A 23,247-nucleotide genomic window follows, 5' to 3' on the forward strand; every position below is an offset into this window, starting at 1 on the left:
GTTAAATCTCACTATATTTTAAACATTTGAATTTGCTTACTAAGTTCATCAGATGTATTAGATAATTCTTCTGCATCATTAGCCACTTGTTCACTGTTTTGCGTAATATTATTTGATTGCTCTACCATGACTTGTGAAGTTGCTAATATTTCCTCTGAACTTGCTGCCTGCTCTTCTGATATAGCTGCTACTGTTGTAGCGACATCATCCAAATGCCCTACTTTCTCAATCATATTTTGTATTAAGTTATTTGTATCATTAATCCTATCAAAAATACTATCAAAGGTATCTACAGTTCCACTAATCAAATAACTACTTTCATTAATATATCCTGCACTCTCTTCTGATTGTTTTACAGTATTCGAAACAAGTTTATTAATCGCACTTACATGAGCTGATATGCTTTTAACTGATTCAGAGCTTGTTTGAGCTAATTTCCCAATCTCACTTGCAACTACAGCAAATCCTTTTCCTGCCTCTCCAGCTCTCGCAGCTTCTATCGATGCATTTAAAGATAAAAGATTAGTTTGTTCTGCTATACTTCCTATAACACTTATAATATTAATTATCTCAATCGAAGAATTTCCAACATTATTTATTGCCTCTTGAAGAGAAGTTATTGATTTTCTTATATTTTCCATGGCTGTATTTACTTTTTCCATGTCTTCTCTTCCTTTTTCTGATATATCTATTGTCTCCCTCATCTTTTTGTCTACATTAATACTATCTTCTCTAGTGTTGCTAACAACATTCGCTAATGTTGTTGTGCTTTCTGCTATTTCATTTACTGAACTTGATAGCTGATCTACTGTTATATTTAAATTTTGCATAGATTCAGATTGAACTTTAGACGAATCATATAATTCCTTAGAAATCCTAGTGCTTCCCTCAGCTTGATTCCCAATTTTGCTTGATACAATGTGTATGTTATTTATAATATTACGCATTACATCTATAAATTCTTTTACACTACCAAGCATAATTGAAATCTCATCATTTCCTTTAACTTCTACATCAACTGTAAAATCACCATTTGTCATAGCTACAATTGTTTCAGTAAGTTTTTTGATTGGCTTAATTACAATTTGTACTACTCTTTCGATTAGTGCAATTAAAATAATGATAGATATAATAGCAATTGCTATCATAAAAGTTCGAAGCTGTGAAAGTTCTCCGAAGATAGATTTTGTTGGAATATATGATATAAGAACCATATCAGTTCCAGGAATTTCTTTAAATACTACCATATTATTATCTAATTCTGTTGAACTATAATCTCTGTTTTGAAGTCTTATTGCAACATCTCTAAGAAATTTATCGCTAGTATTTGAATCAATCTTAGTTGAAATTAGAGAATTATCCCTATGTGCTAATATTGTATTGTCCCTAATATTTACAAGTAACGCCTCTGCATTATCCATTTCAATCATAGAATTTACTATCACTGTTACTTTATCAAGAGAAAAATCTGCTGATAACACTTTAATTTTTCCAGAATTATCATTTATTATCCCTGACGCACTAACAATGTTCTTTCCCTGCTCATTCTTATAAGGTGATCCAAAGCCCATATTAATACGAGTTAGACCTTCTTTATACCATATTGAATTAAGTATATCTTTATCAGATTTTTTAGATTCTTTAGCTTTTAGCATGTTTCCACTTTGATCAGCTATATAGAACCCCTCTGGATAGTTATTATTATATCCATAATATTTATCCAATAAATTTTGTACACTTTCATTACTTAAATTTCCATTTTCTAATGTAGTTTTTATCGCCTGTAATGATGCCAAATTTTCATTGAACCACGATTCAATTTGATCAACTTGCTTTTTACCTGAAGTTTCTAGTAAATCATTTGCTGAATTGGTTATAATACTTTTTGACTTATTATAAGAAATAATAATAAGCAATGATACTACTATAGCCATCATTGGAATAATAATTCCAATGAGCTTTGCCTTAATTGAAAATTTAGCTTTTAATTTTCCTTTGTTCATAAAAAATCCCCCTTAAATACTTGTAAAGTAAATTAATTTGCATGAGCACCACTCCTCTAAGGATATCCTTAATTAAAATCTTAAGTTCATAGAAGGTAAAACGTAAATATAGAGCTTGTTCACATTTATAAAACTTAAATATCCCTAAAAATTGTTTATATTAATAATAATAAAATTCCCGTGAACTCATAATACTATATCCTCTTCTTTATGTATAAGTTTTTCTACATTTTACCCTAGATAAACATTAGTATTTATTATTATTTATCGATTCTAATTAAAATAACTTTACTTAATTCCTAATCAATAAGCAAAAAATGTTGAAAGCAATACAGAAGAATAAACATTACTTTAAAACACATACTAAAAATATTAAGAATTTTATTATTTTAGGAATTAGATTAATATTATTATTCTAAAGATAAGGAGAAAAAATGTTGATCTTATAATGTTAGACGTGGTAAATATTCAAAATACTGAATATTTGATAGATAAAATTAAAGAAAATAATCTTCCTGTAATGTTTTTTGGCAATGCTAATGTAACAACCTATTATGTCATATAATAAAGCCTGCTGGGCAGGGCAAAAGCCTACAGAAGGAGGGGGCTTGCAAGGAAATATTTATGCAGTTGCAAGAATAAACCTTTCTATTTCAACTGAATAAATCGCATCAAAAATATGCATTGGGAAGAAGATGAGGCTAAAGACGCAATCAGCAATTTATTCTTAAAATACGGTAACAAAATAGGGTGTATCTTGTTACCTAATCTCTCTTTGAAATAAACTCATTAACTTTTTCAAGAGTTGGCATAGCCTCTTGAGCTCCTAATGCAGTTGTTGAAATTGCACCAACTGCATTTCCAAATTCTACACATTCTTCTAAAGATCTTCCCTCCGCTAGTGCAAAGGCAAATCCTGCGTTAAAAGAATCTCCTGCTGCTGTTGTATCGACTGTGTCAACCTTAAATCCTGGTATGTTTAAATACTCATCTTCCTTTATTATGGATGCCCCCTTGCTTCCTAATTTTGCAATTACCACTTCTACCCCTTTATCAAATAGCACTTGCGCAGCTTCTCTTAAATCTTCATCATTATCTATCTTTTTCTCCACCAATGTTTCTATCTCAGTTTCATTTGGTGTTATGTAATCTATATACTTAAAAATTTCATCAGGCAATTTTGCTGCAGGCGCTGGATCTAAAATAATAATTTTTCCCCTTTCCTTTAATTTTTTCATAGTATTGATCACTGTATTCACAGGGATTTCTAATTGAAATAAGAATATATCTGCTTCTTCAATCAAACTCCATTTGCTCTCAATATAGTTACAGTCAACTTTATCATTAGCTCCTGATACAACAACTATATTATTTTCACCTTCACTGCTTACCTGTATTATAGCAACTCCTGACGATATACCCTCCTCAATAAGCACTCCATCTTGTTTTACATTATTGTTTCTTAGAACCTCTAGATACTTTGTTCCATATATATCATTCCCAACTTTCCCTACCATAAGTACTTCTGCCCCAAGTCTTCCTAAAGCTACTGCTTGATTTGCCCCTTTTCCCCCTGGAAAAGTCTTAAAACTTTCTCCAAAAATAGTTTCTCCAGGCTTTGGGAAATATTTAACCGATGTTACTAAATCCATATTTAAACTACCTATAACACATAAACTTTTCATACAATACTCCACCTTTTTCATAATATCAAATTAAATATATCACTTTTTCTTATCCTTTTTAAAGAAATTTTTAACTTATACCTTACATCCATATAATGTTTTAGAGACAGATAATATGATAAAATCATGGTATTTAATATATGATAAAATTAATTAAATATAAAAAAGATATTTCAAGCTAACCATAAAAATCTTGAAATACCTTCTTCTCTTAGATATAAAATATTATTTTATATCTTTGTACTTTGTATAGTTATAGCATTCTTCTCTTTCTTGCATTTATCTATACACATATTGCAACAATAATTATGGTCTGGCTTACTATGAAAACAACTTCCACAAGTACACTTTTCAAATTGTATTGTAGAATGTTCTATATTAAATTTATCTTTTAACAAATGTTGTATTTCATGCAATTTCCGTTCACAATTTTCAATAGTACATTCCTGCATTGAAACATGTGCTGTCATAGACAAAATTTCTTTGGATAAACTCCAAATATGCACATCTGTAACTTCCATTATACCACCTAAGTTTTTAATTGATTTTTTTACTTCATCAATTGAAATCTCTTCAGGTGCAGCCTCTAAGAGTATTTTAGTGCATTCAATAGTCATTTTAAGTGCATTTTTTAAAATTAAGCAAGCCAATATAGCACTAAGTAATGTGTCTACTCCTGATAGATGTGTGAAGTAAATTACTATACCACCAATAAGTACTCCTATATCTGATAACGCATCTCCCAGAAAATGTAAGAAAACACTTTTTACATTTATATTATTAGAATTATCTCGAAGATTTAATACTACTATAGTATTTACTAAGAGTCCTAGAATTGAAAAAATAATCATGCCTTCTGGCTGCACATCTATAGGATTAAAATATCTAACTATAGCCTTATAAAAAATATATATAGAAATAAGAATTAATGAAATATTGTTTATTAACGCCGTTAATATACTAAATCTATAATAACCAAAAGTGTACCTATCATCCGCAGCTTTAAGTCCAATCTTCAGTCCCCAGAAACTCAATATTAACGAAGCTATATCTGTTAATAAGTGCCAGCTGTCACTAAAAAGTGCAAGGCTGTTTGTAAATAGAGCCCCTAAAAACTTACCAATAAAAATAATCGATACTCCAACAATTGTGAGAAATAATTTCTGCTCACTTTGTTTAAACACATGTTCTGTCACTTGAGGAGTGTTTTTATTCATCTTACGAACCTCCAAATTTGAATAAAGTTAACGTTCATTCTGCAAAATCTTTTTCAATGAGTAATTTATGTTATATATACAAAATTGCTACTAACGTTAACTTTTGGTCTGCTTTTTTACAATTAGAAAAATATATTTAACAATTTTATTTCAAAGATTTTTTATAACTTTCAAACGCCTTGACTATATCGGGATTCCTCTTCATAAATTCCACAAAATCTTGAAAACATCTTGCTGTTTGTTTACTTATTGTGTGTTCAATTTTTTCTGTTTCATCTAATATCTCAGAATCTGGAACATCTAACATTTTTAAAAAACTTTCAATAATATTGTGCCTATTAAGAAGTGTTTCTCCAAGGACTCTTCCTTTTTCTTCAAGTATTATAATGCCATACTTTTCATATTTTAAAAGCTTTAATTCTGCTAATTTCTGTACCATCCTTGTTGCTGATGGAGGCTGGACATTAAGGGCACTTGAGAGTTCATGAACTCTTAAATATCCTTTCTTTAAATATAACCTATATATCATTTCTAGATAATCTTCCATTGATGCAGTGAGTGTACTATCTTCTTTTTTCATATATTCATTAAAAGTGTAAAAATCATCTTTAATCACATTCTCACCTACTTTTCATCATTATCTGCTTAATGAATTATATGCTTGAATGGTGAAAAAGTTACTTTTCTGTAACATTTATAAACTAACCGCATAACTTATATTATAAAGAAAGTTAGCCTAGGCTAAAAAAGTTAATTAATAGTAACTATCTTAACTACATATAAGATAAAAAGATTTAATCACATATAAAAAATAAAATTAGAAAGGTGATGTATTTTCTTGGAAAACGAAAGAAGTTTAAGTGGCACTGACTTATCTGTTACTGATCTTATATCTGTGAGAAGAAGAAGTGCTAAAGTAAGTAAATTTAAGCAGCTCTCAAAATATTTAGGGCCAGCTTTCGTTGTAAGCGTGGCATATATAGATCCAGGTAATTTTGCTACTAATATTAGCGGCGGCTCAAAATTTAACTATTCACTTATTTGGGTAATTTTATTTAGTAATTTGATGGCTATCTTTTTACAAACAATGTCAGCAAAACTCGGAATAGCAACAGGCCATACTCTTCCCGAAATGTGTGCAAAAGTATTTCCTAGGAGTGTAAATTGGATGTTTTGGATTGTTGCAGAAATAGGTGCCATGGCAACCAACTTAGCAGAATTTCTCGGAGCAACCTTAGGATTGTATCTATTATTTAATATACCAATGGTATATGCAGGACTTATTACAGGAATATTAACATTTTTGATTTGTTATATGGAAAAATATGGACAAAAAACTATTGAAATAATCATATCAGTTCTTGTTGCAGTAATTTGTATTGCATACACAGTTGAACTATTTCTAGCTAAACCTGATTGGGCTCAAGTAGGCATACACACAATAATTCCATCAATGCCTAATAGTGAAGCTTTATTTATTGCTGTAGGAATGCTTGGTGCAACAGTTATGCCTCATGTAATTTACCTACATTCGCATTTAGTTCAGCATAGATGTACTGATTTATCAGATGAAGGAAAACTTAAACATTTAAAAATGGAAAAGATTGATGTCACAATTGCTATGAATATTGCCTTTATAGTAAATGCTGCAATGGTTATAGTTTCTGCTGCTGTATTCTACAGCAATGGTGTTGCTGTAGATTCAATGGAACAGGCTCATAAATCATTACAACCATTATTAGGTTCGCTATCTAGTGGTGCTTTTGGAATAGCATTACTTGCGTCAGGTTTATCATCCTCCGCCGTTGGAACAATGGCTGGCCAAACTATTATGAGAGGTTTTGTAAACTTAAGCATACCAGAAAATGTTACAAAACTAATAACTATGCTGCCTGCGATAATAATAATTGCTATTGGCGTAAATCCAATGACTGCTCTAGTTTTAAGTCAAGTAGTTTTAAGTTTTATACTTCCATTCCCAATAATACAAATGCTAATTATAGCTAAACGTAAAGATTTAATGGGCGTTCTAGCAAACAAAGGCTTTGTTAGGGTTTTAGGTGTTTTAATAGCTGCCATAATAATAGGATTAAATATGATTCTCTTATATCTCACATTTACAGGTCAAGCATAATATCAATGATTAGGGAGTATTTTGTGATTGAATGTGTTAATTAATATATTAAATAAAAAAACTCTTCTTTGGGGTGATTTTCGCCTTAGAAGGGTTTTCTTCTCGCACTTAAATTCTTATTTATTAAAAGTCCTAATTACATTTATATATTTATAATCCTGAGTCATCACCCAATTGATTCCTATCCCACCATGAATTTGCTACAATTAATAAAATCATATAAAATATAATATACAAATGAAAATAAGGAGATGTAATTAATGATAGATTTACATATTCATACAACTTCATCAGACGGTTCCGATGAACCAAAAGACATTCTTATTATGGCTCAGAAATTAAAACTAAAATATATATCAATTACAGACCATGACTCTGTTAATGCATATGAAAAACTAAAAGATATTAAAGTAAGTGATTACTTTAATGGAAATATTATTCCTGGCTGTGAGTTTTCTGTTGTACACAATGGTAAACCGATTGAGGTATTAGGATATGGTTTAGACTTAGATATGATTAATTCAATGGGAATTGTTTCAGATGAGAAATTTCTTGAAAGAGAAAATACATATCTAAAGAAGATTATGGAAGTATGCAGAAACCTTAATATTAAATACAGTAACGATCTATCTATAACTGGTAAATATTTCGCCACTCAGATGATTCATGCTGATCTTAGAAAATATCCTGAAAATGAAAAACACTTTACTAAAGAAATTTGGGAAAGTCTAAATGCATTTTATAGAACTTGTGTAAATAATCCAGATAGCCCATTTTTTCTAGACCAAATGAAGAGTTATCCTACAGTTCCTGAAATAGCCGATACTATAAAAAAGGCTGGCGGCAAATCTTTCCTTGCCCATCTTTATGGATATTTTGCTGATGATCATAGAGAATTTTTAGATTCAATTATATCATTAAACGAACTTGACGGGATTGAATGCTACCACTCACTTCATTCAATTGATAAGACAAAGTGCTTACTTGATTATTGCGATGAAAATAACCTCTATAAATCTGGCGGAAGTGATTATCATGGAAAACTTAAACCCAATGTTAAACTTGGCGAAAGCATTTCTGATGGAAAAATACCTTACGAAATATTAGAACCTTGGCTCCCAAATAAAATGTATTTCGATAGATAAACAATATGAACTTAAATTTACGTGATGACTTACCGAAATTAAAAACCGTATCAGATTTTTTGATACGGTGATTAGTGTTATTTTATCAATTTAGGTTCAATTAAATTTGCTAAGGTAATGCTCACTTCTTTATTACCACCTATATGACGATAATATTTATCCAGCACTCTGCTTGCAAAAATATCGCTTGAGTATTCATCAGCTTTTGAAACAGCTGCCTGCCTCATTCTATCGCCCAATGCTCTATTTTTTAATATTTCACTTACATAATATATAAATTCATCTTTTTCTTTATATACATAACCGTTTTTTCCAGATTCTATTACGCTGTCTATGCAAGGATCATATTTACAGACAACAGGACATCCACTGCTTAATGCTTCAATATAAGTTAATCCTTGAGTCTCACTATTTGATGCAGTAACAAATATTTCAGATATTTTATAGTATTTATATATATCCTCGCTACTTATCATTCCTGTAAAAACAACATTTCTCTCAATATTTAATCTCTTTGCTTCTTTTTTCAAATCATTTAAATATGGTCCTCCACCAACAATTAAAAGTTTAATATTGTTAAATTGCCTTATAATCTCTGGTAAAGTCATCAAAATCTCGCTTATATTTTTTTCTACGCCAATTCTCCCAATGTAAGATATAATTCTATCTTCATTATAAAGATGTAGTTTATTAATAATCTCCTGTTTTTCTTTTTGTGATATTTCCTTTTTAAATCTACTTAAATCTATTCCTGTAGGAACTACGTATATAGGTTTATTTACTTTATATTTCAACAAGATCTTTCTAGTTTTTTCTGTTGGAGCAATAATACCATCTAAACTATTTAAAAGTAGTTTAGTTATTTTTACTGATACATTTTTATTAATTATCCTTCCACGAAATAAATAATTTAGGTAATGTTCATACATTGTATGATATGTATGAATATGAGGAATATTTAATTTACGGGAAATGTATTTAGATACTATCATCATAGAGAATTCCGTTTGCGAATGAATAGTGTCGGGTCCCCAATCAATTATTTTCTTAATAAGTTTATTATGCAGTAGGAAATTGATTATTCTAGCCTCAGGGTAAATTCTGATTTTAATAGATCTTAAATAATATACATCTTTCTCAACTTTTTCTTCACCAGTATGCGACAATGTTAAAATTCTAACTTCGTGCCCTTTATTCTTTAATTCTTTATATAAATTGTTTACCGAAGTAACAATCCCATTTATCATAGGAGAATAAGTATCTGTTGTTATTAAAATCTTCATTTATTTAGCCCCCTATAACCATAAAACTATCTTAAAATAATTACTCTAACATAATACAAATTTAGCATTTCTACAAATCCAGAAATCAAACCTATCTAATAAAATTTATTTTACATCCTTTAAACATATACATGTTTGAATAAATAAATTGAATTACGTAAATTTTTATTTTCTCTTTTGCACATCTACATATGAAACTGCTAATAGAGCTTCTATATTGCCTTCACCTGGTGACACACTTTCTCTTAGTACGAATACTCCATCTATCACTATTTCACCATTTTTTAGTATCAATTTTTTAATAATTTTTCAATATCTCCTCTTAATTTTGATGGTTTGGTTATAGGCGCATATCTTTTTACAACATTTCCTTCTGAATCTATTAAGAATTTAGAAAAATTCCATTTTATCTCTTTATTTAAAATTCCTTTAGCCTCATTTTTTAAATATTTATATAGTGGATGTGCATTTTCTCCATTTACATCTATTTTCTCGAACATTGTAAAGCTAACTCCATAATTTATTAAACAGAATTCACTAATCTCCTTGTTATCACCTGGATCTTGACTTGCAAATTGATTACATGGGAATCCAATAATTTCAAGACCTTTATCCTTATAATCTTTATATAATTCTTCTAACTCCTTAAACTGAGGTGTTAATCCACATTTACTTGCAGTATTTACAACTAAGACCACCTTACCTTTGTACTTCTCCATTTTAACTTCCTGCCCATTCATTTTTTTTGCTGAAAAATCATAAAAATTCATATTAACTCTCTCCTTCTATTTTTATTTAATATTTATATAAATTTAATTTTATTCAATCTATTTGGATAAAAATATATTAGCTGATATTTACTAAAATTAAATTCCAGCTAATTATGCTACGACTATTCAAAAAATTGAATTTACCCAAATTAAATTTATCAAAATCAATTTTATAAACTTAGTATATAATCTCGAGTTCAAATTGTCAATAAATACTTTCTCTTATGCTAGCATCCCTCTGGAATATAGATAAACAGATTATATATTTAACTTATAATTATAATAACTATCCGTACTTGTTAACCTTGAGTGTATCACTTTACTAGAAATAAGTTACACATAAGTCTAAGTTATATGTTGTTTATCTATATACATAGAGTTATCTTTGTTCTTTAATAATCCCCTTTCTATAGGCGTCTAGAAGTAATTCCAAATCTTTTATCTGAAGTTTCAGTTCTTCACCTATATCTGTATCTCCAACACGCTTTCTTTCAACTTGCTGTTCTAGCACTAATGTAGTTGAAAGAATATCTTTCTCTTCTTCAATAGCTTTTTGAGTAGATTCGAATGGTTCATGAGATACTAATAAAAGGCCATATGAATTATATATAAGTGTATATCCCGCTATTCCTGTCTGAGCTTGATAAGCTCTTGAGAATCCTCCATCAATAACTAAGAGCTTTCCATTTGCTTTTATAGGACTCTCCCCTTTTTTTATTTTAACAGGTACATGCCCATTAATTATATGAGAGTCATTTGGATCTAATCCAAATTCTTCAAAAATAATATTACATGCCTTCTCGTCATCCTCTAATTCAAAGTAATAATTTTTCTTTTCAAGATGAGTTTCTTCATCATTAATAAAATATCTTTCAAAAGTAGTCATTTTATCTTTTCCAAAAAGCGGTGAATCAACTCCATTCCATAAATACCAAGTTATATCCATACCATATGATTTAGCTTCAGGGTTATTTTTATAGAAATAACCTTCCCTAACTAAAATTTCTAGCCTGTCTAAATAAGCTTTTCCACTGTATTCTTCACCTGAAGCACCTATGTTTACCCTTTTAAAACTTCCATCTTCATTAAGTGGAATACATCCATGATATAGTAAATTGGAATTATGTTTTAAGTACATACTCCCTTTCGCAAAAAGAAAGCTGACATGTTTTTGAAGCTTTTCACTATTTAAAAATGAAGATCTAAGCTTTTCAACAAGGTCTTTTTCTTCTGGAATTAACTCATATGGATTGCCAGGGTTTATTGTTGGAAAATTGATATCATTTAATTTGTATATTTTCCCGCCTAAATTGATTGTTCCTTCTTTATAATCTATATTATTTAGTAAAAGTCTATCCTCCATCTTAAAATATGGACGTCTATTAATTATTTCACCCTCTAATTTAAATTGTACTATCGATATAGCTTTATGCATTTTAGCCATAAGATTCAAATCTTTATCCGTATAATCATTTCCATTTTCAATCTTAGGTGTAAAAGCTATACACTCATCATCGCCATAAAAATCAATTGCAAAAGTTGCAAGAGGAAGCAGATTTATACCATAACCATCCTCTATGGTACTTAAATTAGCATATCTGGCACATGTTCTAATTACTGTAGCAATACAAGCTTCACTTCCAGCTGCTGCCCCCATCCAAACTATATCATGATTGCCCCATTGAATATCCACAGAGTGATAATTTATAAGAGTATCCATAATAATGTCTGGACCAGGACCTCTGTCAAATATATCACCTATAATATGAAGCCTATCTATTACTAGGTTTTGAATTAACTTAGAGAGTGCAATTATAAATTCATTAGCTCTCCCAACTCTAATTATAGTTTTTATTATTTCATTATAATATTCCTCTTTATCTAACTTATCAGGCTGTTCATGTAAAAGTTCTTCGATAATATATGCAAAATCCTTTGGTAAAGCTTTCCTTACCTTGGAACGAGTATATTTTGCAGACACATATCTGCAAATTTCAATAAGTCTATATAAGGTAATTTTATACCAATCCTCAATATTAGGTTCACTTTTTTGCGCATATTCTAATTTTTGCTCTGGATAATATATAAGAGTAGCTAGACTTTTCCTACCCCTTTGGCTCAATGTATTTCCAAAAATCTCATCTATCTTTCGCTTTATAACTCCTGAAGCATTTTTTAATACATGGATAAAGGGTTCATACTCTCCATGTATATCCGACAAGAAATGTTCAGTACCTTTTGGAAGATTTAAAATTGCTTGTAAGTTAATTACTTCTGTACAAGCATCAGCTATTGTTGGATACTGATTCGATAGGAGTTTGAGATATCTAAGCTTATCATCAAATTCTGCATTGAAATTTTCTTCAATATAAGACATTATATTTCCCCCTCAAGCTTTCTTAAAATTTATTATTAATATTAAGTGCCTTGTAATTTTAATCCACTTATATTGTATACTATTAAACAATAGCTTTTGCAATATAGTATACTTTTAAACAAAAGTATATCACATAAACCATGAGAATGTTAAGCTATTTATTCTTTATAAATAGCTACCTTCGCAAGAAATATATAACTTATATATTTTTCTTTATTGTGCATATTTTTTCTTCACTCACAAAATCCTATCATTTTTACTCATAAAAAATTCTCATAACAACGCTTATATCAATGTTGTTATGAGAAATATTCATTTTTATAATCATATGATTATAGCTTTTCAATTATGTTTCTTCTAAATAATCTGCGGTTATAAATTTATACCTATACTTTACTTAAATACTCTTTAAGATAGTTCAAAAGCACCAGTATATAATTGATAGTACTTACCTTTTTGCTCAATTAAATCATCATGATTTCCTCTTTCAATAATTCTACCTTGATCTAAAACCATAATTACATCAGAGTTTTTGATTGTAGAAAGTCTATGGGCAATTACAAAAACTGTTCTTCCTTTCATAAGCTTATCCATACCATCTTGAACAATCTTTTCTGTTCTTGTATCTATACTTGAGGTTGCTTCATCAAGTATTAAAACAGGTGGATCTGCAATGGCTGCTCTAGCAATTGTAAGTAACTGTCTTTGTCCTTGCGACAGACTTCCACCATCTCCTGTAAGCACCGTATCATAACCCTTTGGAAGATGTCTTATAAATGTATCTGCATTTGCAAGTTTTGCTGCTGCACGCACTTCTTCATCTGTTGCATCTAATTTCCCATACCTGATGTTATCTGCAACTGTTCCTGTAAATAAATGTGCATCTTGAAGTACTATTCCAAGAGAACTTCTTAAATCATCTTTTTTAATTTTATTAATATTAATTCCATCATACCTGATCTTACCATCTTGAATATCATAGAATCGGTTGATTAAGTTTGTAATAGTTGTTTTTCCTGCCCCTGTTGCACCTACAAAAGCAATTTTTTGCCCTGGATTTGCAAAAAGCTTTATATTATGGAGTATAATCTTTTCATCATTATAACCAAAATCAACATCATCAAATACTACTTCACCAAGAAGTTTTGTGTAAGTAACGCTGCCATCTTCATGAGGATGCTTCCATGCCCATATTCCAGTACGTTTTGTAGATTCATTTAGTTCTCCATTTTCATCTTCAGTAGCATTAACTAAAGTTACATATCCTTCATCAGTTTCTTTTTCTTCATCAAGAAGCTTAAAGATACGTTCTGCCCCAGCAAGTGCCATAATTACAAAGTTAAATTGTTGTGCCATTTGGTTTACTGTTTGGCTGAAAGTCCTTGTTAGCTGCAAGAATGATGCAAGAGCTCCAATAGTAAATCCTGCAAATTCTCCAATAGCAATAACAGATCCTAAAATAGCAACAGTTACATAGTTTATATAACCAATATTATTCATAACAGGCATTAAAGCATTTGCATATTTATTAGCATTATTGGCACTATCACAAAGAGCATCATTTAATTTATCAAAATTAATTCTTGCTTCTTCCTCATGACAGAATACTTTTACAACCTTTTGCCCTTCCATCATCTCTTCAATATAACCATTTACTGCACCTATATCTCTTTGCTGAGCCCCAAAATATTTTCCACTCTTCGCTCCAATGAATTTAGTTACATTTACCATTATAAAAATAATTATGATTTGAACTATTGTTAATGGAATACTTAGAAAAATCATTGAAATAAATACACTAACAACTGTGATAATTGCTGATAATAACTGTGGTATACCTTGGCTTATCATCTGTCTTAATGCATCAGTATCATTTGTGTAAAGGCTCATCACATCCCCATGGGCATGTGTATCAAAGAATTTAATTGGTAAAGTTTCCATATGGGCAAACATATCATCTCTTATCTTCTTAAGAGAACCTTGAGATATTATGATCATTATACGACTGTATACATAAGTTGCTAAAACTCCAACAATATAAATTGTTGCCAGTGTAATAATCATTTTGAGTAGAGGCCCAAAATCTGGGGCTCCAGATATCTTTAAAAGCGGAGCTATATAATCATCAATTAAATTTCTTAGAAATAATGTACCTATAACATTAGCAAGGGAACTTATAATAATCGTTACAAGTACAATGAAAAATAATCCCTTATATTCTTTAAGAACATAAGCTAGTAATCTTTTCAATGTTTTTAAAGAATCTTTGCTAACTTTGGCATGACCACGAGGGCCACCTGGTCCACGCATAGCTCTAGGCTTATTAGCATTATTTTGACTCATTATTATCAGCTCCTTTCACTTGTGATTCATAAACTTCACGGTATATATCATTTGATTTTATTAATTCTTCATGATTACCAAATCCATCTATTTTCCCATCATTTAATACTATAATTTTATCTGCGTCTTGCACTGAAGAAATACGTTGAGCGATAATAATCTTTGTAGTATCAGGTATTGTCTCGATAAATGCTTTTCTAATAAACGCATCAGTTTTAGTGTCTACCGCACTAGTAGAATCATCCAAAATTAATATTTTAGGTCGTTTAAGTAATGCTCTTGCAATGCACAGTCTTTGCTTTTGTCCTCCTGATACATTTGTTCCACCTTGTTCGATAAATGTATCATACTTATTAGGAAGATTTTCTATAAACTCCTCTGCTTGAGCCTGTCTACATGCATTTATTATTTCTTCATCAGTTGCATTCTTATTTCCCCATCTAAGATTTTCTTTTATTGTTCCAGAGAATAAAACATTCTTTTGTAACACCATTGAAACTTCATCTCTAAGAGTTTCTATATCATAATTTCTAACGTCAACTCCACCAACTTCAACTGTCCCATTAGTAACATCATATAATCTTGGAATAAGCTGAACAAGGGTTGATTTTGCACTACCTGTTCCCCCTATAATACCTATAGTTTCCCCAGAATTAATCTTTATGTTGATGTTCTCTAAAACTAAGTTGTCCTTATCTTTGCTGTAACTAAAGTCAACATTATTAAATGTTATAGATCCATCCTTAACTTCATAAATAGGATTTTCTATATTTGCCAAGTCACTTTTTTCTTCTAAAACTTCTATAATTCTTTCAGCAGATGATTTTGACATAATTACCATTACAAACACCATTGAAAGCATCATAAGACTGATTAGTATATTCATTGTATAAGCAAATAAGCTCATCAATTCTCCAGTTGTCAACGATTTTGAAACAATCATTTTTGCTCCAAGCCAAGATAAAAGTAAAATACAAACATATACAGTAAACTGCATTGCTGGTGCATTAATTATTATTAATTTTTCAGCTCTCATAAAATATTTATATAAAGTTTCTGAAGCCTTATAGAATTTATTTGTTTCATGTTCCTCTCTTACATAAGCCTTCACAGCACGAATTCCAGTTAAATTTTCTTGAACACTTGCGTTTAAGTCATCGTACTTCTTAAATACTTCTACAAAATATGGATGTACTGTTGTCATAATAAAATATAATACAATACCTAAAAATACTATGGCACCTAAAAATATTAAAGCTAATTTAGAATTAATATAAAAACTCATAACCATAGCAGAGATTAACATAAACGGTGACCTAACAGACATTCTTGTTATCATTTGAAATGCATTTTGAACATTTGTTACGTCTGTTGTTAATCTAGTTATAAGTCCTGCCGTTGAATACTTGTCTATATTTGAAAACGAGTAATTCTGTATATTATAATACATTGCTTTTCTTATATTCCTTGCAAAACCAGTTGATGAGCTGGCTGCATACTTTCCAGATAATACACCAAAAGCAAGAGATAAAAATGCTGCTATTATCATTGCTGCCCCAATAATAGTTACATATTTCATATCTCCTTTTCCCACTCCATTATCAATGATTAATGCCATTAAAAATGGAATGATTGTTTCCATCACTGCCTCTAAAGCAACATATACAGGAGTGAGAATTGTATCTCTTTTAAATTCTGCTATATAGCTTGCTAATTTTTTTATCATAATTTTCCTCCCCCTTTGTTAGGTTTCTAACTAATAATTTAAAAAAAATTGCATTTAGTCTGCAATTTTCTTTGATAATCTATCAATTAATGAGACGAATATATTCATTTCAGCCTCACTTAATTCATCTCTAAGAGATTTCTCAAATCCTTGTATAAAATTATGAACATGATTATGAATCTCTATTCCTTTTTCAGTAATCACTATTTTCTTAAGTCTAGCATCCTCCGAAACACTTACCCTCTTAATGAATCCGTTCTTCTCCATTAATTGAAGCACACTAGTTACTGAGGAACGTCTAATATCAAGATCTTCTTCTATATCTTTCTGAAATATTTCTCTTACCTTAGATTCATGAGATATAAATGCAAGTATTCTGCCTTGAACACTTGTTACACCATATTGTGATGCCTCTTTATCTATTGCTCTATGAATCCTCTTAGCTAATATATTTATCTTTTTTCCGATGCTTACCTCATTATCCATCTCAATGCTCCTATCAGTTTGTTAGACTTCTAACTATTATTAGTCTAAATCAGATTTCTGTTTTTGTCAATATAGTTATATTTTTATAATGATATCATATTTATATGCACATAATTTATAGACTAAACATTTTTATCACTTGATTTAACTGACCACAATTTTGTGGTCAGTACTCTAAATATTATAATACTAAATTTGAATTAAATAAGTAAAAAAATCATGCACTGAGGCTTTTGGGGCTCCTCATTACATGATTTTAAATTTTGTAATCCTTATTATTATTTAATTACTGCCATTCCACCCATGTATGGTTGTAATGCTGTTGGAATATTTATTGATCCATCCTCATTTAAGTTATTTTCTAAGAAAGCAATAAGCATTCTTGGTGGTGCTACTACTGTGTTGTTTAGTGTATGAGCAAAATACTTACCATCTTTGGCATCTACACGAATTTTTAAACGGCGTGCTTGTGCATCACCTAAGTTAGAGCAGCTTCCCACTTCGAAATATTTCTTTTGTCTTGGAGACCAAGCTTCTACGTCTACTGATTTTACTTTTAAGTCTGCTAAATCACCTGAGCAGCATTCTAAAGTTCTTACTGGTATATCTAAAGAACGGAATAAATCTACTGTATCTTTCCACATTTTTTCATACCACATCATGCTGTCTTCTGGTTTACATACAACGATCATTTCTTGTTTTTCAAATTGGTGAATTCTATATACTCCTCTTTCTTCTATACCATGAGCACCTTTTTCTTTTCTAAAGCAAGGTGAGTAACTAGTTAAAGTTTGAGGAAGTGCAGTTTCAGGTAATATTGTATCTATAAACTTACCAATCATAGAATGTTCACTTGTTCCGATTAAGTATAAATCTTCACCTTCAATTTTGTACATCATAGCATCCATTTCTGCGAAACTCATAACACCAGTCACAACTTGGCTACGAATCATAAAAGGTGGAATACAATATGTAAACCCTCTATCTATCATAAAGTCTCTAGCATAAGAAATTACTGCTGAATGAAGTCTAGCTATATTTCCCATTAAGTAATAGAAACCATTACCAGCTACCTTTCTAGCACTGTCTAAATCAATACCGCTTAATTTTTCCATTATATCTGTATGATATGGAATTTCAAAATCTGGAACAACTGGTTCACCGAATTTTTCTACTTCTACATTTTCACTATCATCTTTACCAATTGGAACACTTGGATCTATTATGTTTGGAATAGTCATCATGATAGTTTTAACTTTTTCTTCTAATTCTTTTTCTTTAACGTCTAACTCAGCCATTCTTTCTGAATCAGCATTAACTTTTTTCTTAATTTCCTCAGCTTCTTCTTTTTTACCTTGAGCCATTAAGCCCCCAATTTGTTTTGATAACTTATTTCTATCAGCTCTTAAAGCTTCTACTTCTTGTTTAACTTTTCTTAGTTCAATATCTAATTCTAATACTTCATCAACTAACCCTAACTTATTATCTTGAAACTTATTTTTTATGTTTTGCTTTACAATCTCTGGATTTTCCCTTACGAATTTAATGTCTAACATTTTGTTACCTCCTGGTTAAATATAAATTATTGAAATAAATTAAAATAAAAAACCGCCCCAAATATATAAACATATATATTGGGACGGAATAATCCGCGTTGCCACCCAAATTGCTGATAAATAATATAAATCAGCCACTTCATTAGTAATATAGAGGTTACTAACCTTTATATTTAGGCACAAATAAAATTGTGCTTTATCATATACAGCTCCAAAAGTGGAAAGACTTAACCTTTCACCGATTCTCACCAACCATCGGCTCTCTGAAGAAATTTATAAATCGTAGTTTTTATCATCGCTGTTTAATCAAATTATTTTATTATTCAATATCTGTTATGGATATTTTGTCTAATATATTGTTTTTTATGTCTATCTCTACAATTTAATTAGATTTTTAACAATATAATTAAATTTATATAAATCATACTCTCTAATTATATATTCATTTTTAAAAAATTTCAAGTAAATGCTTATATAAGAATTTGCAACCATTTAAAGAAGTATACTTTACAAATTATTTTATTAACTACATAGTTGTATTAATAGGTAGTTTAACCTCAAATACAGTTCTTTCTCTATCACTATAGGCTGAAATGATTCCGCCATGTAGTTCAATAATATTTTTTGTTATAGCTAGACCGAGTCCAGATCCGACAATACTGCTATTTCTTGACTTTTCTACCCTGTAAAATCTGTCAAATATATAAGGCAAATCTATTGATGATATTGATTGACCATAATTTATAACCTGAACTACCGCCATCTTATCCTCAAGCTTTGTTATTACATCTACATAAAAACCATCTTTACCATATTTAATTGCATTAGACAATAAATTTTCAAATGCTCTAACTAATTTTCCTGCATCTGCATTTATTATTAATTTATCATTTGAATAATTAATTCTTGATTGCATATCTGCACCTTTAAATTGATATTCAAAATAAGCAACTACCTGACCTAATAATTCAACTAGATTAATTGTAGTTTTATTTAAATTAATACTGTTATTCTGCATTTTAGTAAGCTCAAATAAATCATTTATAAGTAAATTTAAACCCTTAGCCTTTTCATATGCTATATTTGCATAATATCTTAATCTTACTTCATCTTCATATTTATCATTATCTATAATCTCTAAATATCCTATTATCGAGGTAAGTGGAGTTCTTAAATCATGAGAAACATTAGTTATTAAGTCATTTTTAGTTCGCTGTGCTCTTCTTTCTTCTAATGTTACATCTTTAAGCTGCCTTGCTATGCCATTTATATTTTCTACTAATTTTCTAATATCACCTTTTGATTTAACTTCTATTATTCTATCCAAATCACCATTAGACATTATTTCAGTTTCATCCATGATAGATACTAAACTCTTAGTTTTTCTATATGTAATAAGCAAATAGAATATTATAAATAAAAACACTTGAATAATTATATAGATATTGTCTCCAAATATATTATTCTCAATAATACGCCAGAATTTAAAGATATAATTAATCAGTTGAATTTTTGTGTTTATATATAAATAAACTAATATTTCACTACTTACAAATAATGTCATATACATCAATATTACAGAAACTAGAACATCAGAGAGCGATGTTAACCAATGTTTATATAATCTTTTATTTTTCAATTTTATAACCAACTCCCCATACTGTATGAATTATCTTATTTCCTTCCATATATTGTTCTATCTTATCCCTAATTCTACTCATATGAACCATAATGGTATTATTAGATTGATAATATCTTTCTTTCCATACCTTTTCGAAAATTTCCTCTCCACTAAAAACCCTGCCCCTATTTGTGGCTAATAAATATAAAATTTCAAATTCCCGTGCTGTTAAATCCACTTCATTACTATCTATTGTCACCTTATGTTTGCTCTTATCTATAACCATTGACTCAATTCTTATTATGTCATTTGAAACTTGCATTTTATTATTTAAAAAATATGCTCTTCTAAGTAGTGCTCTTATTCTAACCGTAAGTTCTAAATGATTAAAGGGCTTACATACATAATCATCTGCACCAGTCATAATTCCTTGTATCTTATCCATATCTTCACCTTTTGCACTTAGCATAAGAATTGGAATACTATACTTTTCTCTTACTCTTCTGCAAACTTCTAATCCATCCATCACCGGCATCATTATATCTAAAACAATTAAATGAATGTCTTCTTTATCTAATATTTCTAAAGCTTCTTCTCCATTACTTGCCTTGAAAACATTATAGCCTTCGTTTCTAAGATTTATTTCTAATAAATTTCTTATTTCTTTTTCATCGTCTACTACAAGAATATTGTTATTCATTTATGCCTCCACTTCATGTAATTATTGTTATAAATATTATTTTAGTATAATTATTTCCCTAAGTATTCCTCCAAGGTTATTTCGTTATCATGGATGTATTTAGCAGCATTCTTTCCAACATATCTAATATGCCATGGCTCATATTCTATACCTGTTATACTCTTCTTTCCGTAAGGATATCTTATAATGAAACCAAATTTATAGCAATTTTCTGCTAGCCAGTTTGCTTCCTTTGTTCCTTTTATTATATTCTTATCTTGATTCGTAATATCAATACATAATCCTGTTTGATGTTCACTAAATCCCGGCTTAGCTACGTATGCATCTGCAAGTTTCTCTCCTTGCGACTTTACTCTGTTACTGTATGTATTTTCTTGAGATTTATATGATCTGTAACCTGAGTTACCAAACAATATTACGCCATCCCTTTTAGCCGCATCTACTAATTCTTCTAGAGGTCTTTCAATAATTCCCGCTACATGTTTTTCTTCCTGACTCACGCCATTAGCAAACGATATGTCTGGTATAGTTAAACTTTCAGGTTTATAATATTTACCTAAACCATGTTCGCTATTTACTAATACCAATTCTTTATCTATGTTAATATTATCTGCATCTGATGATTTATCCTTTTCGCTTAAATAAAGTTTACTTCCTGCACTTCTTATGCCTTTTAAATTTAATCCCAACCCTGCATACTGTATTATATACCAAGTCCCACAGATTGTAATAATAACTATCAAAAAATTCCTAAATCCATTTTTCATATTTTCTACTCCCCTCTAAATATCATAATTTTATTTTAGAAGGTAGAGCTTACAACTCTTATAAAAATTTCTTAAGAAATCTTAAGTTTTATACAACCCCAATAATACACCTAAAATATTAAAGCCCAACTCTAGAAAATCCTATTTGAGTTGGGCTTTAAATTAGTTCTTTTAACACTTATATGAGTCACCTAATATAGTGTTAAAAAGCTATATATAATGTTTATTCTATGAATTATCCTCTTATCCCATAATAAATCAGAATGAGGAAAATTCGCGTATCTTCCTTTATGTCCTTAGTTGGTTATGCACTCGTTAACAAATTTAAATCCTTCTTTTATATTTCTATGTTTCAACTGCCTTATATCAAATTTAAACAACTTGTAAATCAGCTGCACACAATACCCAATTCCAAATGCAGTAACTAATGTTCCAACACCAACAAATCCTCCTAATATCCAGCCGATAATTAAAGCACCCATTTCTATACAAAATCTTATTATACTTACAGGCTTGCCTGTACGCTTTACTAGTGCAATCATAAGTCCATCTCTTGGACCACATCCCATTTCACATCCAATATACAAATAGCTTCCTATAGCGGACATAAATAGGCTTCCTATCATCATTAATATTCCCATATATACATTATCACAAACAGGAATGATTTTAGCATATATAATTAGATCAATGAAACACCCAATTACTATCATATTTGCAATAGTTCCAAGTCCTACTTTAAGACCTAACATACTAGTAATTATTACAATAACTACTCCAACGGCAATACTAGCCTGTCCTATAGTTAAGCTCGTTACGTTTGTTAAACCTTGATGAAATACATCCCAAGGGCTTAATCCTAAATTAGAATTTAGAGCCATTACTGTTCCGCATGCGCATAAAAAAAATCCAAATGTTATCTTAATTATAAGTCCTAATAATTTATTCATACTTCTCCTTTTTTATAAGTCTCTTTCTCGTTGAATAATAGAAATATCTAATATTCCAATACATTCTCAATTGACTATTAAGTTAATTTTTTAATTAATAGTCAGTTTACACCAATGTAATTAAAAATTCAAACTCATTTAAGCTTATTTTCTCTTATGAAATAGTTAACAAAAGGTAGTATAGTTTTATTTTCTAATTCTTTAAAGAGTGTATTCTTTTATTCATGAACCCATTTACTCATATGAATTGTTGTAAACTAAAAAAGACCATCTAGTATTCTAGATAGCCTAAATATTTGCTGCTGAAAAAAGGATTTATTATATCTACAGAATCAAATTTCTATTTTTCTTTGTCATTATCTGTGTTATAAATGGCGTTACAGGCTATTAATACAATACAAACAAAAATAACTACCGCCAACATATTTATCCCCTCTTTAATATATTATCCCTTAGTAAATTATATTAACGATAAGTTATTTTT

At 29.7% G+C, this 23,247-nt stretch carries 18 protein-coding genes and 1 other annotated feature; of the genes, 2 read left to right on the top strand and 16 right to left on the bottom strand.

What is annotated here, in order from left to right:
• Positions 1–11: 11 nt before the first annotated feature.
• The 4 genes from CLCHR_RS03810 to mntR form a co-directional block, all read right to left on the bottom strand.
• A complete protein-coding gene (locus CLCHR_RS03810) occupies positions 12–2,003 on the bottom strand; it encodes a methyl-accepting chemotaxis protein (RefSeq protein ID WP_079438362.1) in 1,992 nt (663 codons plus the stop codon).
• Between the two features lie 764 nt (positions 2,004–2,767).
• Positions 2,768–3,688 (bottom strand): ribokinase, encoded by a 921-nt coding sequence (gene rbsK, locus CLCHR_RS03815; RefSeq protein ID WP_079438363.1) that lies wholly within the window; start codon positions 3,686–3,688, stop codon positions 2,768–2,770.
• A gap of 230 nt (positions 3,689–3,918) precedes the next feature.
• A complete protein-coding gene (locus CLCHR_RS03820; protein WP_079438364.1) occupies positions 3,919–4,905 on the bottom strand; it encodes a cation diffusion facilitator family transporter in 987 nt (328 codons plus the stop codon).
• Positions 4,906–5,050: 145 nt separating this feature from the next.
• A complete protein-coding gene (gene mntR, locus CLCHR_RS03825) occupies positions 5,051–5,521 on the bottom strand; it encodes a transcriptional regulator MntR (RefSeq protein WP_139376207.1) in 471 nt (156 codons plus the stop codon).
• Between the two features lie 222 nt (positions 5,522–5,743).
• On the opposite strand from mntR, the gene CLCHR_RS03830 reads away from it, so the two are divergent.
• Together CLCHR_RS03830 and CLCHR_RS03835 are read left to right on the top strand one after the other, a co-directional pair.
• On the top strand, positions 5,744–7,039 hold the full coding sequence (locus tag CLCHR_RS03830) for an Nramp family divalent metal transporter (RefSeq protein ID WP_079438365.1): 1,296 nt from the start codon (positions 5,744–5,746) through the stop codon (positions 7,037–7,039).
• 260 nt (positions 7,040–7,299) lie between these two features.
• Positions 7,300–8,184 (top strand): PHP domain-containing protein, encoded by an 885-nt coding sequence (locus tag CLCHR_RS03835; RefSeq protein WP_079438366.1) that lies wholly within the window; start codon positions 7,300–7,302, stop codon positions 8,182–8,184.
• 77 nt (positions 8,185–8,261) lie between these two features.
• On the opposite strand, the gene CLCHR_RS03840 is transcribed toward CLCHR_RS03835, so the two are convergent.
• The 12 genes from CLCHR_RS03840 to CLCHR_RS03890 all read right to left on the bottom strand — a co-directional run bounded on the left by CLCHR_RS03840 (position 8,262) and on the right by CLCHR_RS03890 (position 22,763).
• Positions 8,262–9,467 (bottom strand): glycosyltransferase family 4 protein, encoded by a 1,206-nt coding sequence (locus CLCHR_RS03840; RefSeq protein WP_079438367.1) that lies wholly within the window; start codon positions 9,465–9,467, stop codon positions 8,262–8,264.
• Between the two features lie 165 nt (positions 9,468–9,632).
• On the bottom strand, positions 9,633–9,761 hold the full coding sequence (locus tag CLCHR_RS25400; RefSeq protein ID WP_278336978.1) for a hypothetical protein: 129 nt from the start codon (positions 9,759–9,761) through the stop codon (positions 9,633–9,635).
• Positions 9,758–10,237, bottom strand: a complete 480-nt coding sequence (locus tag CLCHR_RS03845) for a glutathione peroxidase (RefSeq protein ID WP_079438368.1) — start codon at positions 10,235–10,237, stop codon at positions 9,758–9,760. The genes CLCHR_RS25400 and CLCHR_RS03845 overlap by 4 nt, the downstream gene beginning before the upstream one ends.
• Before the next feature lie 379 nt (positions 10,238–10,616).
• Positions 10,617–12,614 (bottom strand): fructose-1,6-bisphosphatase, encoded by a 1,998-nt coding sequence (locus tag CLCHR_RS03850; RefSeq protein WP_079438369.1) that lies wholly within the window; start codon positions 12,612–12,614, stop codon positions 10,617–10,619.
• Between the two features lie 408 nt (positions 12,615–13,022).
• Positions 13,023–14,957 carry an ABC transporter ATP-binding protein gene (locus CLCHR_RS03855; RefSeq protein WP_079438370.1) on the bottom strand — a complete coding sequence of 645 codons (1,935 nt, stop codon included), beginning with the start codon at positions 14,955–14,957 and terminating at the stop codon, positions 13,023–13,025.
• A complete protein-coding gene (locus CLCHR_RS03860; RefSeq protein ID WP_079438371.1) occupies positions 14,944–16,683 on the bottom strand; it encodes an ABC transporter ATP-binding protein in 1,740 nt (579 codons plus the stop codon). The genes CLCHR_RS03855 and CLCHR_RS03860 overlap by 14 nt, the downstream gene beginning before the upstream one ends.
• Before the next feature lie 54 nt (positions 16,684–16,737).
• Positions 16,738–17,169 (bottom strand): MarR family winged helix-turn-helix transcriptional regulator, encoded by a 432-nt coding sequence (locus CLCHR_RS03865; RefSeq protein WP_079438372.1) that lies wholly within the window; start codon positions 17,167–17,169, stop codon positions 16,738–16,740.
• A 278-nt stretch (positions 17,170–17,447) separates the two neighbouring features.
• Positions 17,448–18,725 (bottom strand): serine--tRNA ligase, encoded by a 1,278-nt coding sequence (gene serS / locus CLCHR_RS03870; RefSeq protein WP_079438373.1) that lies wholly within the window; start codon positions 18,723–18,725, stop codon positions 17,448–17,450.
• 76 nt (positions 18,726–18,801) lie between these two features.
• Positions 18,802–19,030 (bottom strand) — a binding site (T-box leader).
• A gap of 221 nt (positions 19,031–19,251) precedes the next feature.
• The gene (locus CLCHR_RS03875) at positions 19,252–20,364 is read right to left on the bottom strand and encodes a sensor histidine kinase (protein WP_079438374.1); all 1,113 of its coding nucleotides are present in this window, start codon (positions 20,362–20,364) and stop codon (positions 19,252–19,254) included.
• Positions 20,354–21,046: a response regulator transcription factor gene (locus CLCHR_RS03880; protein ID WP_079438375.1), complete on the bottom strand. Its 693-nt coding sequence runs from the start codon at positions 21,044–21,046 to the stop codon at positions 20,354–20,356. The genes CLCHR_RS03875 and CLCHR_RS03880 overlap by 11 nt, the downstream gene beginning before the upstream one ends.
• Positions 21,047–21,096: 50 nt before the next feature.
• The gene (locus CLCHR_RS03885; RefSeq protein WP_079438376.1) at positions 21,097–21,813 is read right to left on the bottom strand and encodes a M15 family metallopeptidase; all 717 of its coding nucleotides are present in this window, start codon (positions 21,811–21,813) and stop codon (positions 21,097–21,099) included.
• 296 nt (positions 21,814–22,109) lie between these two features.
• A complete protein-coding gene (locus CLCHR_RS03890; RefSeq protein ID WP_079438377.1) occupies positions 22,110–22,763 on the bottom strand; it encodes a YczE/YyaS/YitT family protein in 654 nt (217 codons plus the stop codon).
• Between the last annotated feature and the right edge of the window lie 484 nt (positions 22,764–23,247).

This window comes from Clostridium chromiireducens, assembly GCF_002029255.1.
Taxonomy (GTDB): Bacteria; Bacillota; Clostridia; order Clostridiales; family Clostridiaceae; genus Clostridium; species Clostridium chromiireducens.

Excerpts from the sequence above, each read along its gene's own strand:
- CLCHR_RS03850 (WP_079438369.1), bottom strand. The coding sequence starts at position 12,614 with ATGTCTTATATTGAAGAAAATTTCAATGCAGAATTTGATGATAAGCTT.
- serS (WP_079438373.1), bottom strand. The coding sequence starts at position 18,725 with ATGTTAGACATTAAATTCGTAAGGGAAAATCCAGAGATTGTAAAGCAA.
- CLCHR_RS03885 (WP_079438376.1), bottom strand. The coding sequence starts at position 21,813 with ATGAAAAATGGATTTAGGAATTTTTTGATAGTTATTATTACAATCTGT.
- CLCHR_RS03860 (WP_079438371.1), bottom strand. The coding sequence starts at position 16,683 with ATGATAAAAAAATTAGCAAGCTATATAGCAGAATTTAAAAGAGATACA.
- CLCHR_RS03855 (WP_079438370.1), bottom strand. The coding sequence starts at position 14,957 with ATGAGTCAAAATAATGCTAATAAGCCTAGAGCTATGCGTGGACCAGGT.
- CLCHR_RS03845 (WP_079438368.1), bottom strand. The coding sequence starts at position 10,237 with ATGAATTTTTATGATTTTTCAGCAAAAAAAATGAATGGGCAGGAAGTT.
- CLCHR_RS03840 (WP_079438367.1), bottom strand. The coding sequence starts at position 9,467 with ATGAAGATTTTAATAACAACAGATACTTATTCTCCTATGATAAATGGG.
- CLCHR_RS03820 (WP_079438364.1), bottom strand. The coding sequence starts at position 4,905 with ATGAATAAAAACACTCCTCAAGTGACAGAACATGTGTTTAAACAAAGT.
- rbsK (WP_079438363.1), bottom strand. The coding sequence starts at position 3,688 with ATGAAAAGTTTATGTGTTATAGGTAGTTTAAATATGGATTTAGTAACA.
- CLCHR_RS03890 (WP_079438377.1), bottom strand. The coding sequence starts at position 22,763 with ATGAATAAATTATTAGGACTTATAATTAAGATAACATTTGGATTTTTT.
- CLCHR_RS03810 (WP_079438362.1), bottom strand. The coding sequence starts at position 2,003 with ATGAACAAAGGAAAATTAAAAGCTAAATTTTCAATTAAGGCAAAGCTC.
- CLCHR_RS03880 (WP_079438375.1), bottom strand. The coding sequence starts at position 21,046 with ATGAATAACAATATTCTTGTAGTAGACGATGAAAAAGAAATAAGAAAT.
- CLCHR_RS03865 (WP_079438372.1), bottom strand. The coding sequence starts at position 17,169 with ATGGATAATGAGGTAAGCATCGGAAAAAAGATAAATATATTAGCTAAG.
- CLCHR_RS03835 (WP_079438366.1), top strand. The coding sequence starts at position 7,300 with ATGATAGATTTACATATTCATACAACTTCATCAGACGGTTCCGATGAA.